The organism is Paludibacillus litoralis (assembly GCF_037646705.1).
GTDB classification, from domain to species: Bacteria; Pseudomonadota; Alphaproteobacteria; order Rhodobacterales; family Rhodobacteraceae; genus Pikeienuella; species Pikeienuella litoralis.
In genome coordinates this window covers 97,382-112,224 of the sequence record NZ_JBBHER010000001.1, presented here as the reverse complement: position 1 = coordinate 112,224, position 14,843 = coordinate 97,382, and the positions used below count along the sequence as shown (strand labels likewise).

10 protein-coding genes are annotated in these 14,843 nt (G+C 66.0%); 8 read left to right on the top strand and 2 right to left on the bottom strand.

Translation table 11 applies throughout. The features are described from left to right. Positions 1 to 2 precede the first annotated feature (2 nt). Positions 3 to 2,885 (bottom strand): FAD-binding and (Fe-S)-binding domain-containing protein, encoded by a 2,883-nt coding sequence (locus WG921_RS00520; protein WP_340107209.1) that lies wholly within the window; start codon positions 2,883 to 2,885, stop codon positions 3 to 5. An 87-nt stretch (positions 2,886 to 2,972) separates the two neighbouring features. Between WG921_RS00520 and WG921_RS00515 the strand changes: the two genes are divergently transcribed. The 7 genes from WG921_RS00515 to WG921_RS00485 all read left to right on the top strand — a co-directional run bounded on the left by WG921_RS00515 (position 2,973) and on the right by WG921_RS00485 (position 9,493). Beyond that, entirely contained in the window at positions 2,973 to 4,151 is a 1,179-nt protein-coding gene (locus WG921_RS00515; RefSeq protein WP_340107208.1) for a pyridoxal-phosphate-dependent aminotransferase family protein, read from the top strand. A gap of 66 nt (positions 4,152 to 4,217) precedes the next feature. Further along, positions 4,218 to 5,198 (top strand): TRAP transporter substrate-binding protein, encoded by a 981-nt coding sequence (locus tag WG921_RS00510; RefSeq protein WP_340107207.1) that lies wholly within the window; start codon positions 4,218 to 4,220, stop codon positions 5,196 to 5,198. 64 nt (positions 5,199 to 5,262) lie between these two features. Then, positions 5,263 to 5,775, top strand: coding sequence for a TRAP transporter small permease (locus WG921_RS00505; RefSeq protein ID WP_340107206.1), 513 nt, complete (start codon positions 5,263 to 5,265; stop codon positions 5,773 to 5,775). 28 nt (positions 5,776 to 5,803) lie between these two features. Beyond that, the gene (locus WG921_RS00500) at positions 5,804 to 7,084 is read left to right on the top strand and encodes a TRAP transporter large permease (RefSeq protein WP_340107205.1); all 1,281 of its coding nucleotides are present in this window, start codon (positions 5,804 to 5,806) and stop codon (positions 7,082 to 7,084) included. Then, on the top strand, positions 7,081 to 7,518 hold the full coding sequence (locus WG921_RS00495; protein WP_340107204.1) for a GlcG/HbpS family heme-binding protein: 438 nt from the start codon (positions 7,081 to 7,083) through the stop codon (positions 7,516 to 7,518). The genes WG921_RS00500 and WG921_RS00495 overlap by 4 nt, the downstream gene beginning before the upstream one ends. Beyond that, positions 7,515 to 8,291 (top strand): enoyl-CoA hydratase, encoded by a 777-nt coding sequence (locus tag WG921_RS00490; protein ID WP_340107203.1) that lies wholly within the window; start codon positions 7,515 to 7,517, stop codon positions 8,289 to 8,291. The genes WG921_RS00495 and WG921_RS00490 overlap by 4 nt, the downstream gene beginning before the upstream one ends. Further along, positions 8,288 to 9,493, top strand: coding sequence for a CaiB/BaiF CoA transferase family protein (locus WG921_RS00485; protein ID WP_340107202.1), 1,206 nt, complete (start codon positions 8,288 to 8,290; stop codon positions 9,491 to 9,493). Before WG921_RS00490 ends, WG921_RS00485 begins: the two co-directional genes overlap by 4 nt. Before the next feature lie 246 nt (positions 9,494 to 9,739). Here the strand turns inward: WG921_RS00485 and WG921_RS00480 are convergent, their stop codons facing one another. Beyond that, positions 9,740 to 13,402, bottom strand: a complete 3,663-nt coding sequence (locus WG921_RS00480) for a vitamin B12-dependent ribonucleotide reductase (protein WP_340107201.1) — start codon at positions 13,400 to 13,402, stop codon at positions 9,740 to 9,742. Between the two features lie 419 nt (positions 13,403 to 13,821). Between WG921_RS00480 and WG921_RS00475 the strand changes: the two genes are divergently transcribed. Beyond that, the gene (locus tag WG921_RS00475; protein WP_340107200.1) at positions 13,822 to 14,841 is read left to right on the top strand and encodes a phytanoyl-CoA dioxygenase family protein; all 1,020 of its coding nucleotides are present in this window, start codon (positions 13,822 to 13,824) and stop codon (positions 14,839 to 14,841) included. Positions 14,842 to 14,843 lie beyond the last annotated feature (2 nt).

Genomic DNA, 14,843 nt, shown 5'->3' with positions numbered 1-14,843 from the left:
GCTCATGCTCCACGCGTCTCCGCCGCTTCGACCGACATCGCGAACACACGCGCGACATGCACCGCGTCGCGCGCGGCGATATCCGCGATCTGGTGGCGGCACGAGGTGCCGTCCGCCACGATCAACGCGTCCTCCGGGGCCGCGCGGGCCGCCGGCGCGAGCGATAGCTCCGCCATGGCGCGCGAGACCCCTTCCGTCTCGGCCTGATAGCCGAACGAGCCGGCCATGCCGCAACATGAGGATTCGATCTTCTCGACCGCGAGGCCGGGGATAAGCCCCAGCGCCTCCTCTATCGGCTCCGCCGCGCCAAGCGCCTTCTGATGACAATGCCCATGGATCAACGCGCGCGGCGCGATCGGCGCGAGCGGCGCGTTGAAGCGGCCCGCGCGCGCCTCCCGGACGATGAACTCCTCGAAAGTCAGGATGCTTCGCCCCATCTCCTCGGTCCATTCGTCGCCGATCATAACCGGCGCTTCGTCGCGGAACGTGAGCGTGCATGAAGGCTCGAGCCCGACGATGGTCTTGCCCGCCCGGAGCGCCTCGGCGAAGACCCCGGCGCTGCGCCGCATCTCCGCCTTCGCCTTGTCGACCAGCCCGGCCGAAAGATAGCTCCGCCCGCAGCAGAGCGGCGCGCCGGCGGGCGCGGCCGCGACCCCGACGTCATAGCCGGCGCGCGTCAGAACCTTCACGGCGCTGTTCAGGTTCTCCGGCTCGAAATACCGGTTGAACGTGTCCGCGAAGAGCAGCACGTCGCCGGTAGACTTCTTGTGCGCGAAGGGCTTGCGCCAGACCGGAAGCCGGCGTTTGGCGCTGAAGCCGAGCGCCGCCTCCGACAGCGCGGCGATCCCCGGAATCCTGTCGCGGCCGTTCAACAGCCAGCGAACCCGCGCCGCGTAGGGCGCGTAGCGCGGCAGATAGGCGATCAGCCGCTCGCGGAGAGGAACGCCGTATTTCTTCGCGCGCGCCGCCAGCACCTCGACCTTCATCTTCGCCATGTCGACCGACATCGGGCATTCGCGTTTGCACGATTTGCAGGAGACGCAGAACTTCATCGTCTCCATCATGTCGTCCGAAGTGAACGCGTCCGGCCCGAGTTGCCCGGTCAGCGCAAGGCGAAGCGTGTTCGCCCGGCCCCGGGTCACGTCGCGCTCATTCCGCATGGCGCGGTAGCTGGGGCACATGGCCCCGCCTGCGAGCTTCCGGCAGGCGCCGTTGTTGTTGCACATCTCCACCGCGCCGGTCAGGCCGCCCGGCCATGCGCTCCAGTCGAACGCGGTCTCGCGCGGCTCCGCGGCGTAGCCGGGGGGCGTGCGAAACAGGCTGCGGTCGTCCATCCGCGGCGCGCGGACGATCTTGCCCGGATTGAGCAGGCCGGTCGGGTCGAACCGGTCTTTCACCTCCTCGAAGGCGCGCACGATCCGGGATCCGTACATGCGCTCGTGAAACTCTGAGCGGACGATGCCGTCGCCATGCTCGCCGGAATGGGCGCCCTTGTATTCGGCGACGATCTCGAAGGCTTCCTCCGCGATGGCGCGAAGCTGGCGCGCGCCGAGCTCCTCCTTGAGGTTCAGCACCGGACGGACGTGAAGAAGGCCGACCGAGGCATGCGCGTACCAGGTGCCATCCGTCCCGTGTTTATGGAAAACCTGGGTCAGGCGGTCGGTGAACTCCGCGAGATGCTCCAGGTCGACCGCGCAATCCTCGACGAAGGAGACCGGCTTTCCCGCCGTCCGCATCGACATCATGATGTTGAGGCCCTGCGTGCGCACCCCCCAGATCCGCGCCTGAAAGGCCGGGTCCTCGGCTTCGACGACGCCGCCCTCCTCCTTGCCCGGGTCGCCCCAGCGAAAGCCGAGCTCCGCCATCAGATCGCCAAGCGCGGCGAGCCGCCGGCGATTCTCGGCGGGGTCGGGCTCGGCGAACTCCACCAGAAGGAGCGCGGCCGGCGCGCCCCGGACGAACTCATCGACGATGGGTTTGAATTGCGGGATGTCGCGGCCGAGCCTGATCATGTTGTGATCGACCAGCTCCACCGCCACCGGACCGAGCTTGACGATATGCTGCGCGGCGTCCATCGCCTTGTAGAAGCTGGGGAAATGACAGACGCCGAGGGTCTTAGAATCGAGCGTCGGCGACAGGCGGAGCTCAAGCCGCCGGCTGATCGCCAGCGTGCCTTCGGAGCCGACCAGAAGATGCGCCATGTTGGCCTCGGCGCCGTTCGGCGTCAGCGCGTCGATGTTATAGCCGCCGACCCGGCGGAGAACCTTGGGGAATCGGGCCTCGATCTCCTCGGCCTCACGCGCGCCGAGCGCGAGCATGTCATCGAAAAGCGCGTCTCCCGCCGGCCGGCCGACCGGCCCGAAATGGCGGATCTCCCCATTCGCGAGCATCGCCTCGATGGCGAGGGTGTTGTCGCGCATCTTGCCGTAGCGAATGGAGCGCGAGCCGCAGGAATTGTTCGCGGCCATGCCGCCGAGCGTGGCGCGGGACGCGGTGGAGACGTCGACCGGGAACCAGAGACGATCTTTCTTCAGCTTGCGGTTCAACTCGTCCAGAACCAGCCCGGGCTCCACGGTGACGCGCCCCGCCGCCGCGTCATAGTCGAGCACGCGGTTCATGTGCTTCGAAAAATCGACGACGATGGCGTCGTTCACCGTCTGCCCGGATTGCGACGTGCCGCCGCCCCGCGCCATCACGGGAACCCCGGCCTCCCGCGCGAAGGCGAGCGTCGCCTCGACATCCTCCCAGCGCTTTGGCGTCACGACCGCCCGAGGAACGATCTGATAGATCGAAGCGTCGGTCGCGTAGCGCCCTCTGTCGAAGGCTCCGGCGGACGCCTCGCCTTCAATCTCGGACCGGAGTTTCTCGATATTCACGGGTCCCACTACGAATCCCCTTGACTGAATTATGAATTCAAAATTCATTAGAGGGGAAAGCGCCGACAGATCAAGCGCGATGACGAAGAGTGAGACATGATGAAATCCGGCCGACACTTCCTCCAGATCCCGGGGCCCACCAATACGCCGGAGCGCGTCAGGATGGCGATGGACCGTGCGGTCATCGATCATCGGGGACCGGATTTCGGCGAGCTTGGCGCCGGTCTGCTGCATGACCTGAAGGCGGTGTTCAAGACCGAACATCGCGTCTTCATCTACCCTGCGTCCGGCACCGGCGCGTGGGAGGCGGCGCTGGTCAACACGCTGAAGCAGGGCGACCGCGTGCTGATGTATGAAACCGGCCAGTTCGCGACGCTGTGGCGGCAGATGGCCGAACGGCTCGGATACGACCCGATCTTCATGCAAGGGGACTGGCGGAGCGGCGCCAACGCCGACGCGATCGAAGCTCAGCTTCGCGCCGATAGCGGGCATGCGATCAAGGCGGTCTGCGTCGTCCACAACGACACCGCGACCGGCGTCACCACCGACATCGCCGCGATTCGCCGCGCGATGGACGCGGCGAATCATCCCGCGCTTCTGATCGTCGATACGATCTCGTCCCTCGCCGCGATCGATTTCCGGATGGACGAATGGGGCGTCGACGTGACGGTCTCAGGCTCGCAAAAAGGGCTGATGCTGCCGCCGGGCATCTCCTTCAACGCGGTGAACGAGAAGGCGATGGCGGCGGCCGACGCCGGCGGCGGGCGGCGCTCCTATTGGGACTGGCGCGCCATGGTGGGGCCGAACGAGACCGGGTTCTTCCCCTACACTCCCGCGACGACGCTGCTCTACGGCCTCCGCGAGGCGTTGGACATGCTGGCGGAGGAAGGCCTCGAGAACGTCTTCGCCCGCCACGCCCGCCACGCCGAGGCCACGCGCCGCGCCGTCGTTGGCTGGGGGCTGGAGATTCTCTGCCGGAACCCGAAGGAATACTCCAACGCCCTCACTGCGGTGATGATGCCGGGGGAGAAGGGCGCGGATGCTCTCCGCAAGACCATTCTGGACGGATTCGACATGTCGCTCGGCGCCGGGCTGAACAAGGTCGGCGACAAAGTGTTCCGAATCGGCCACCTTGGCGATTTCAACGACCTGATGCTGATGGGAACGCTCTGCGGCGTCGAAATGGGGCTCAGCCGCGCGGGCGTGGCCTATGAACCCGGCGGCGCGCAGATCGCCATGGACTATCTGGCGGCGAATCCGCTGGCGCGCCCGTAGAAATCGGGCGACCGTGAAGACGCGGCGCCGTGTTGAGGAACCGAGATGATGAAAAGGGAGGACAAGATGACGTTCGGAAAGATGTTCGCGGCGCTTGGCGCGCTCGCTCTCGCGACCGGTCTGACGACCGGCGCCGAGGCCGCCGATCTGAAGCTGAAGTTCGGCCATGTGGGCGAGCCTGGCTCTCTCTTCTCCGTTTCGGCCGACGAGTTCGCGCGCCGCGCCAATGAGAAGCTCGGCGACAAGGCCGAGGTTCAGGTCTTCGGCTCATCGCAGCTCGGCAAGGACGCCGAGCTGCTGCAGAAACTGAAGCTCGATCAGGTGACCTTCGCGCTGCCGAGCTCGGTGATGTCCTCCGTCTCGAACGAGTTCGGCGTGTTCGAGATGCCCTACATCATCAAGGACCGGGAGCATATGAAGAAGGTCGAGGGCGCGCTGTTCGACAGCGTCCTCGAGCCGGCGGCCGAGAAGAAGGGCTACCGCATTCTCGCGCTCTGGGAAAACGGCTTTCGCCAGATCACCAACAACGTGCATCCCATAAACGTGCCCGCCGATCTCGACGGCATCAAGCTCCGCACGCCGAAGGGTGAATGGCGGGTCAAGATGTTCAAGGCCTATGGCGCCAACCCGACGCCGATGGCGTTCTCGGAAGTGTTCACCGCCCTCCAGACCGGCGTGATCGACGGGCAGGAGAACCCTCTGGCCCAGATCGGGTCCGCCAAATTCGGCGAAGTGCAGAAATATCTCTCGATGACCGGCCACGTCTACACGCCGGCCTATGTCCTCGTCTCCAAGCGCGCGTTCGAGGCGTTGCCGCAGGACGTTCAGGATATTCTGGTCGAGACCGCGCAGGAGACGCAGGCCTTCGTCTACGAGACGGCCGCGCAGATGGACGCCGACCTCGTGAAGTCCCTCTCCGACCAGATGGAGATCAATGAGGCCGACAAGGCCGCCTTCATCAAGGCGTCGCAACCGATTTATGACGAGTTCAGCGAATCGGTCGAAGGCGGCGGCGAGCTGATAAAGACCGTCCTGGATCTTCAGTAAAAGCGCGTGAGCGGGGCGCGCCCGCGCGCCCCGCTCACTGGATAAATCGGACGGATTTCATATCATGACGCGCGTCAGGAACGGCCTGGAATGGCTGCTTGAATGGGTCGTCATCGCGCTCATGGTCGGGCTGACCGTGGTCGTGGTGGTGGCCGTCGTCTCCCGCCTGCTGGGCGAATCCTTCAGTTGGTATGACGAGGTCGCGGCGATCGGTCTCGCCTGGGTCACCTATTACTGCTCGGCGCTCGCGGCGCTGAAACGGCGGCATATCGGGTTCGATTCGGTCTTGCTCGCGCTGCCGCCCCGGTTCCGGATCGCGGCCGCGCTTTTCGGCGAAGCGGTGACGCTCGGCTTTTTCGGCCTGCTGACCTGGGCCGGGATCCGGGTGTTTCAAGTGCTCGAAGGCGATACGCTGGTTTCTCTGACATGGGTGCCCGTGCAACTGACCCAATCGGTGATCCCGGTCGGCGCGGCGTTGTTCATCGTCGCGCAGCTTCTTTCAGCGCCGGTCTACCTCCGCGCCGTCCGCGCCGGGATCTCTCTGGAAAACCACGAAGACGAAGAGACCATGGAATGATGCCCATGCTTGCGAAGGAGCGTCCGCGATGGTGATCGCGTTATTGCTGGTTGTCCTGCTGGGCCTCATTCTGATCAACGTGCCGATCGCGGTCGCGCTGGCGGTGGCCGGCGTCGTCGGTCTGCTGCTGACGGAAGGGCCCAACGCCCTCGTGAGCGTGGCGCTCGACATGTATGACGGCTCCACGAATTTCTCGCTCATCGCGATTCCGATGTTCGTGCTCGCGGGCGCGATCATGAACGCGGGCGGGATCACCGTCAGGCTCATCAATTTCGTCTCCGCGCTGATCGGCTTCGTGCGCGGCGGGCTGGCGATGGTGAATATCGGCGTCTCGCTGTTCTTCGCGGAGATTTCGGGCTCGGCCGTGGCGGATGTGGCCGCGCTCGGCTCGATCATGATCCCGGAGATGAAGAAGCGGGGCTACAAGAAGGAGTTCGCGGCGGCGCTCACCTCCTCCTCCGCATCGCTGGCGATCATCATTCCGCCGTCGATCCCGATGATTCTCTACGGCGTGTCGGCGAACGCCTCGATCGAGCAGTTGTTCGTCGCCGGCGTCGCGCCCGGCCTGCTGGGCGGAGTGGGGCTGATGACCGTCGCCTATTTTTTCGCGCGCCGCTATAATCTGCCGACGGAAGAGGCGTTCAATCTGCGGCGCGTGCGCAGCACCTTCATCGAAGCGCTGCCGACATTCGCTCTGCCGGTCATCATTCTTGGCGGCATCTTCGGCGGTTTCGTCACCGCGACGGAGGCGGCGGGGCTCGCGGTGCTGGCCGCCATCGTGGTCGGCGCGTGGTATCGCGAGGTGGATTTCCGCAAGCTCAAGACCGCGATGCTGGACGGCGGCATGCAGACCGCCGTGGTCATGCTTCTGGTCGCCGCGTCGGTGCTCATGGGCGGGTTCCTGACCCGGGCTCAGGTGCCGCAACAACTCGCTGCGGATCTCATCGCCTTCACCGACAACAAATACGTCATCCTTCTGATCCTCAACATCTTCTTCCTGATCATCGGCTTCTTCCTTCATTCCGCCGCGGCGATCATCCTGGTCGTTCCGATCGTCATTCCGCTGATCAACGCGGTCGGGATCGACCCGGTTCATTTCGGCCTCATCGTGACGCTCAATCTGGCCATCGGTCAGCAGACGCCGCCTGTCGCCAGCGTGCTGATCACCGCCTGCTCGATCGCCCGCGCCAACATCTGGGACGTATCCAAGACCAATCTGCCGATGGTCGGGGTCTTGCTGACGACGCTGATGATCTGCACTTATGTCCCAGCCATCCCGATGTTCCTTGTGGAGTATTTCTACCGATGAAACTCACCCTCGAATCCGCCCGAAAGATTGTTCGCGCAGCCTTTGACGAAGGCGCGTCACGCGGCTCCAAACCGCTCTCCATCGCGGTTCTGGACGCCGGCGGGCACGTGATCGCGTTCGAACGGGCCGATGGCGCCAGCCCGATGCGGTTCGCAATCGCGCACGGCAAGGCCTATGGCGCGGTCATGATCGGGTCCGGATCCCGCGCGCTCTTCGAGCGTGCGAAGGAGCAGCCCTATTTCATGCAGGCGATGAACGGGCTGGCGCAGGGCGCGCTGGTGCCGGTGCCGGGCGGCGTACTGATCCGCTCCGGCGGGGAGGTGATCGGCGCCGTCGGGATCACCGGCGACACATCGGATGTCGATGAAGCCTGCGCCGTCGCCGCCATCACGGCTGCGGGGTTTGAGGCGGACACGGGTGGGCCCGCCAAATGAGCGAGACAATCCTCTGGAACGTCGAGGACGGCGTCGGGCGCATCACCTTCAACCGGCCGGACCGGCGGAACGCCTTCACCTTCGAGATGTACCGCGAGGTGGCCGATATCTGCCGCCGTGCGCCGGATGAGGGCGTGAAGGCCATCGTGATGACCGGCGCGGGCGGGCGGGCCTTCGCCGCCGGCACCGACATGGCGGAATTTCGCGGATTTTCGACTCCGGACGACGCGCTGACATATGAAAAGACGATGGACGGCGTCCTCGAGACGATCGAGTCCTGCACGATCCCGACGGTCGCCGCGATCACCGGGGCCTGCACAGGCGGCGGCGGCGCCATCGCGGCCGCATGCGATCTGCGGATCTGCGACAGCCGGCTCAAATTCGGCTTTCCCATCGCCCGGACGCTCGGCAATTGCCTCAGCATCGGCAATCTCGCCCGGCTTTCGGCGCTGATCGGGCCGGGGCGGGTGCGTGAAATCATTTTCACCGCGCGCCTGGTCGAAGCGGAGGAGGCGTTGGCCGCCGGGCTCGTCTCCGAAGTGCTGGACGACGCGGAGGCGGTGATGCGGCGCGCGGATGAACTGGCCAGAACCGTCGCGGGGCACGCGCCCCTCACCCTTCGCGCGACGAAGGAGGCGCTGCGGCGGCTCCGGCTGGAGGGCGCCGGGGCGGCGGACGACGATCTCGTGACGCTCGCATACGGCAGCGCGGATTTCCGCGAAGGGATGGAGGCCTTCCTCTCGAAGCGCAAGCCAGAGTGGACCGGCCGATGAGCGGCGTGAAGGGCCCCCTCGACGGGATGAAGGTCATCGAGTTGGCGCATGTCATGGCCGGGCCGGTCTGCGGGCTGATGCTGGCCGATATGGGCGCTGACGTCATCAAGGTGGAGAAGGCCTCCGGCGACGACACGCGCGGCTCGGTGCCGCCCGAAATCGGTGGAGAATCGGCCGCCTTCATGATGATGAACCGGAACAAGCGCGGCGTTGTTCTCGATCTGAAAAGCCCGGAAGGCAACGCCGTCCTGCGCCGGATGCTGCGTGACGCGGACGTCCTGATCGAGAATTACCGGATGGGCGTCATGGAGAAGCTCGGCCTCGGATACGAGACATTGCGCAAGGAGAATCCGGGCCTGATCTATTGCTCGATCTCCGGCTTCGGGCGCACCGGCCCCTATGCGACGCGCGGCGGCTTCGACCTGATCGCGCAGGGCATGTCCGGGCTGATGTCGATCACCGGCGAAGGGCCGGGGCGCCCTCCGGTCAAGGTCGGCGCTCCGGTCACGGACATCACCGCCGGGATTCTCGGCGCGATGGGCGTCGCCGCGGCTTACGCCCGCAAACTCCAGACCGGGCTCGGGCAGAAGGTGGACACATCCCTGCTGGAGGCCGGGGTCGTCCATACCTACTGGCAATCCGCCATCGCCTTCGCGACCGGCGTCCCGCCGGGCCCGATGGGCTCCGCGCATCCGCTGAACGCGCCCTATCAGGCGTTCAGGACCGCCGATGGCTGGATCAATGTCGGCGCCGCCAATCAAGCAAACTGGGAGCGGCTCTGCCGTCTCCTCGGAGCTGAAGATCTGACCGAGGATCCGCGCTTTTCCGCGAACTCCGGACGAATGGCGAATCTGGAGGAGCTGACCGCCGCGCTGACCAAGTATTTCAGCACGAAGAGCACGGCGCACTGGCTGAAGGCGCTGGAGGAAGTCGGCGTTCCCGCGGGGCCGGTGCTGTCGGTCTCGGAGATGCACGAGGATCCGCAGGTGCAGGCGCGAGAGATGGTGGTCGAAGTCGACCATCCATCCGCTGGCGCGATGAAGACCATCGGCCTGCCGGTGAAATTCTCGGAGACGCCGGGCGGCGTGCGCGGACCGGCGCCGAGGCTCGGCGAACACGCCCGCGAGATCTTGCGCGAATATGGCTACCGCGACGACGAGATCGCGAAAATGCTGGAAAGCGGCGCGGTCGCCGGCGGCTGATCGCGCGACCGGGTTTCGGCGCCGTCGCCTCGGAAGGACGACGGGCAGCCCAGGCCTGGGCTCGGTTCGGACGGGCGGATCGCCGCCCCGGCCAAGCCGGTGACGCGGAGCGAGGGAACGCCGCATGACGGGGGCGTCGCCTCGCTCCCGACCCATTCGCGGTCAGGCCGCCTTGCCGCCCGGTCTCTCGTCCGCGGCCTCTCCACAAGCGGCCGGGCGCGGCGGGCGCCGCGCCCGGCCGTCATCTCAGCTGCAGCCTGTCGTGGCGCCGCAATTGTCGCATTTCAGGCAGGTGCCGTTCCGCACCAGCGTGAAGTTGCCGCATTCGCCGCAAGGATCTCCCTCGTAGCCCTTCATCCGCGCTTCCGCGCGGCGTTGGACGGCTCCGCCCCCACTGCTGGCGCTGGCGCTGGCGACCGTGACGTCGCTCACCATCACCGAGGACCGCCCCATCGCCCCGCCGCTGGCGGCCGACGCCGTCTGCTGAAGGCCGCCGGTCACGACGAAGAAGTCCTTCGGCATCCGGCCATGGGTGTAGCCGTTGGATGCGGCGGCCCGGATCGCTTCGATCCGCGCCAGCGCGTCTTGCCCCGCTTCGGCGAAGTTGCGCTTGCCTTCCTCTTCGCCGCTGCCCATGGCGTCGAAGCGCATCCCCTCCGGCTCCACATGCGCGAGGTCGGTCCGGTCGAGATAGCTGATCGCGAGCTCACGAAAGATGTAGTCGATGATCGAGGTCGCGGTCTTGATGTTCTCGTTGCCCTGAACAATTCCCGCCGGCTCGAACCGGGTGAAGGTGAAGGCGTCGACGAACTCTTCGAGCGGGACGCCGTATTGCAGCCCCATCGAGATGGCGATGGCGAAATTGTTCATCATCGCCCGGAAGGCCGCGCCTTCCTTGTGCATGTCGATGAAAATCTCGCCGAGGCGGCCATCGTCATATTCGCCGGTGTGGAGATAGACCTTGTGCCCGCCGACCGTCGCCTTCTGGGTGTAGGATTTCCGCCGGTCGGGGAGCCGCTCGCGGCCCCGCTTCGCGGCGGTCTCGCGGATCACCACCTTCTCGACGATCCGCTCCGCCACCGCGGCGATGCGGGCGGAACCCGGCTCTTCGGCCTCCGCCTCCTCATCGTCGAGGATCTGCGCGGCGAGCGGCTGCGAGAGCTTCGATCCGTCGCGGTAAAGCGCGTTCGCCTTGACGCCCTTCTCCCAGGAGAGCCGGTAGGCCGCCTTCACATCTTCGACCGACGCGTCGTTGGGCATGTTGATGGTCTTTGAGATCGCTCCGGAGATGAAGCTCTGCGCCGCCGCCATCATGTGGATATGGCTTTCGACGCTCAGATAGCGCCGGCCGGTCCGCCCGCAGGGGTTGGCGCAGTCGAACACGCCGATATGAGCGGGGTCGAGGCCCGGCGCGCCCTCCAGCGTCATCGTTCCGCACACAAAATTGTTCGCGGCGTCGATCTCCGCCTTGGAGAAGCCGATCTCGCGCAGAAGATCGAAGGTCGGGTTCTCCATCGCCTTGGGATCGAGGCCGAGCTTCTCTTCGCAGAACGCGGCGCCGAGGGTCCATTGGTTGAAGACGAAGCGGATATCGAACGCGGCGGCGAGGCTCTCCTCGATCTTCGCCAGAGTCGCGGCGTCGAACCCCTTCTCCGCGAGCGTCACATGGTTGACGCCCGGCGCGCCGACCAGCGTGCCGCTGCCCACCGCGTGATTGATGATCGCCGCGATCGCGTTCTCTCCATAGCCGAGCGACGCGAGCGCCGCCGGCACCGAGCGGTTGATGATCTTGAAATAGCCGCCGCCGGCCAGTTTCTTGAATTTCACCAGCGCGAAATCCGGCTCGATTCCGGTGGTGTCGCAATCCATGACCAGCCCGATCGTGCCGGTGGGCGCGATCACCGTCGCCTGCGCGTTCCGGTAGCCATGCGCCTCGCCGAGGCTCAGCGCCCGGTCCCATGCCGCGCGGGCGGCGGCGATCAGCCGCTGATCGGGGCAGCCCGCATGATCGAGCGGGACCGGCTTCGTCGCCACCTGCTCGTAGCCGTCGTTCTCGCCATAGGCGGCGCGGCGATGGTTGCGGATGACCCGAAGCATGTGATCGGCGTTTTTCGCGTAGCCGGGGAACGCGCCGACTTCGGACGCGATCTCCGCCGACGTCGCGTAGCTCACGCCGGTCATCACCGCGGTCAGCGCGCCGCAAAGCGCGCGGCCCTCAACCGAATCATAGCCGTGGCCAAGCGACATCAGCAGCCCACCGATATTGGCGTAACCCAGCCCCAGGGTCCGGAACTCATAGGACCGCTGAGCGATCTCCCTGCTCGGGAACTGCGCCATCAGCACCGAGATCTCGAGCGTCAGGGTCCAGAGACGGGTCGCGTGCTCGTAGCCCGCGATGTCGAATTCGCCGTCCTTGAGGAAGGTGAGCAGATTCATCGACGCCAGATTGCAGGCGGTGTCGTCGAGAAACATGTATTCGGAGCACGGGTTCGACGCCCGGATCGGCCCGTCCTCGGGGCAGGTGTGCCAGTCGTTGATGGTGTCGTGATACTGCATGCCCGGATCGGCGCAGGACCATGCCGCGAGCGCGATCTGCTCCCAGAGATCGCGCGCCTTCACGGTTTTCGCGACGCCGCCGTCGGTGCGGCGGATCAACTCCCAATCCGCGTCCTCTTCGACCGCTTTCAGGAAGGCGTCGGTGACGCGGACGGAATTGTTGGAATTCTGCCCGGCGACGGTGAGATAGGCCTCCGAGTCCCAGTCGGTGTCATAGGTCGGGAACTCGATCTTCGCGAAGCCCTGCGCCGCGTATTGCAGCACGCGCTTCACATAGGCGTCGGGGATCGCGGATTTCCGCGCTTCCCGGATCGCCGCCCTCAGGCCGGCGTTCTTCTTCGGGTCGACCGCGTCGTCCATCGCGCCGTCCCATGCGCGGATCGCGTCGAAGATCAGATTGAGCTTCTGCTCATGCATCTTCGAGCCCGCGACGAGCGAGGCGACTTTCTGCTCCTCGGTCACCTTCCAGTTGATGAAGGCCTCGATATCCGGGTGGTCCATGTCGCAGATCACCATCTTCGCCGCGCGGCGCGTGGTGCCGCCCGATTTGATGGCGCCGGCCGCGCGGTCGCCGATCTTCAGAAAGGACATCAGGCCGGAGGATTTGCCGCCGCCGCCGAGGCGCTCGTTCGCCGCCCGGAGCGAGGAGAAATTGGTGCCGGTGCCGGAGCCGTACTTGAAGAGCCGCGCCTCCCGGGTCCAGAGATCCATGATCCCGCCTTCGTTGACCAGATCGTCCTTCACCGACTGGATGAAGCAGGCGTGCGGCTGCGGATGCTCATAGGCGGACTCGGACCGCACCAGCTCGCCGGTCCGGTAATCGACGTAGAAATGCCCCTGGCCCGGCCCGTCGATGCCGTAAGCCCAATGCAGACCGGTGTTGAACCATTGCGGAGAATTCGGCGCCGCCATCTGCATCGCCAGCATGTAGCGCATCTCATCGTGATAGGCGCGGGCGTCGGACTCGTCGGTGAAATAGCCGCCCTTCCAGCCCCAATAGGCCCAGGCGCCGGCCAGCCTGTCAAAGACCTGCCGCGCGTCGGTCTCGCCGCCGACGCGCTCGGCCTCCGGCAGCTTCTCGAGCGCCTTCTCATCGGGAACCGAGCGCCAGAGGAACGAGGGAACGCCCTTCTCCTTCACCCGCTTCAGCGCGGCGGGAACGCCGGCCTTGCGGAAATATTTCTGCGCCAGCACGTCGGCGGCGACCTGGCTCCACTTCGCCGGCGTCTGAACGCCCTCCAGCCTGAACACGGCCGATCCGTCGGGATTGCGGATCTCGCTCACCGTCTCGCGAAACTCGATGCTCGCATAGGGCGACTCCCCAGCGGTGGTGAAACGACGTTCGATCTTCATTTCTATGTCCCCTGCTCGCCCGTTCTCAGGCCGCGCGCTTCCGTTCACGGCGATGCGTTGACGCCGCGTCTCCATGCCGGCGCGCCGCAGCGCGCCAGGTGATCCAGTAAAATTCCGGCCCGCCGTTAACCAGATGGTGTGGTCATCGCGGCCCCGAACACAAACTCTGGTTGAAGGAGCTCCTTTGGTCAACGGCTATTTTCGACACGCGCACTACATTTTGCTGTTGACGCCGCCGCGAACACCACCAGTAGTGAACGAATTAGGAACCAAAGGTTAAGGTCTGATGAAGCTGTGGCGGGGAAAGCGGGGCGGCTCTCTCCGCCGACTCCTTCCATCCACCAGCGCCGCCGCGCCGCACTGGAACCGCCCCGCGGAAAATCATAAGCTGCGCCCCGGTCCGAATTTTCGAGGCGCGCATGAAACTCCTCACTCCGATTCACGCGATCGGCTGGGCGGCCGGGGTCTTCGGCGCGGAGAAGTCCTTTCTCGCGAATCCGATTCTCGGCAGCCGCAGGTTGAACGAAATGGGGCTGCACCGCGCCCGCGTCGCGGCGGCGGAACGGATGGCCCGGTTTCGCCGCGCCCGGCTTTCAGACATCCCCGCCGACGATCGCGCCGCCTATGACCGCGACGGATTCGTCATCAAGGAGAATTATCTCCCCGACGCCATCTTCCAGCGCGTCTGCGCCGAGGTTTTCGGCCAGCTTCACCCCGCGCGGGAGATGCGTCAGGGGCAGACCGTGACCCGGATGATTCCGCTCACCCACGCCGCGCGGCGGCGCGCGCCGGAGACCGTCTCCGCCGCGCAGGATCCGGCGCTGAACCGCCTCACCGGCTATGTGGCGGGGCGGACGGGCGCGCCGATCCATTTCATCCAGACCGTCATCGCCGAGCCGCAGCGCGGCCCCGCCGACCCGCAGACGGCGCTTCACGCGGACACGTTCCATTCCACGGCGAAGTTCTGGCTTTTCCTCCATGATGTCGACCTGGAGGACGGGCCGTTCATGTTCGCGCCCGGCTCGCACAAGCTGACGCCGGAGCGGCTGCGATGGGAGTACGAGCAGAGCCTGACCGCGAAGGAGGCCAAGCGCGCGCATCACTCCTTCGGCTCGTTCCGCGTCGGCGCCGACGAGATGGAGCGATTCGGCTATCAGCCGCCGCGCCCGATCGCCGTGCGCGCCAACACGCTGGTCATCGCCGACACCTACGGCTTTCACGCCCGCTCGCCCTCGCAAAAGCCGACGACGCGGGTGGAGGTCCACGGGCACATGCGCCGCAACCCGTTCCCGCCGTGGAACGGGCTCGACATTCAATCCCTGCCCGGCGTGAAGGGCCGGCAGATGGATATCTACTTCGCCTGGATGAACTTCCTGCGGCGCGACACGATCTGGAAGGACGTCGGCCTCGTAAAGGCCGACGCGCCCGCCATCACCTGACG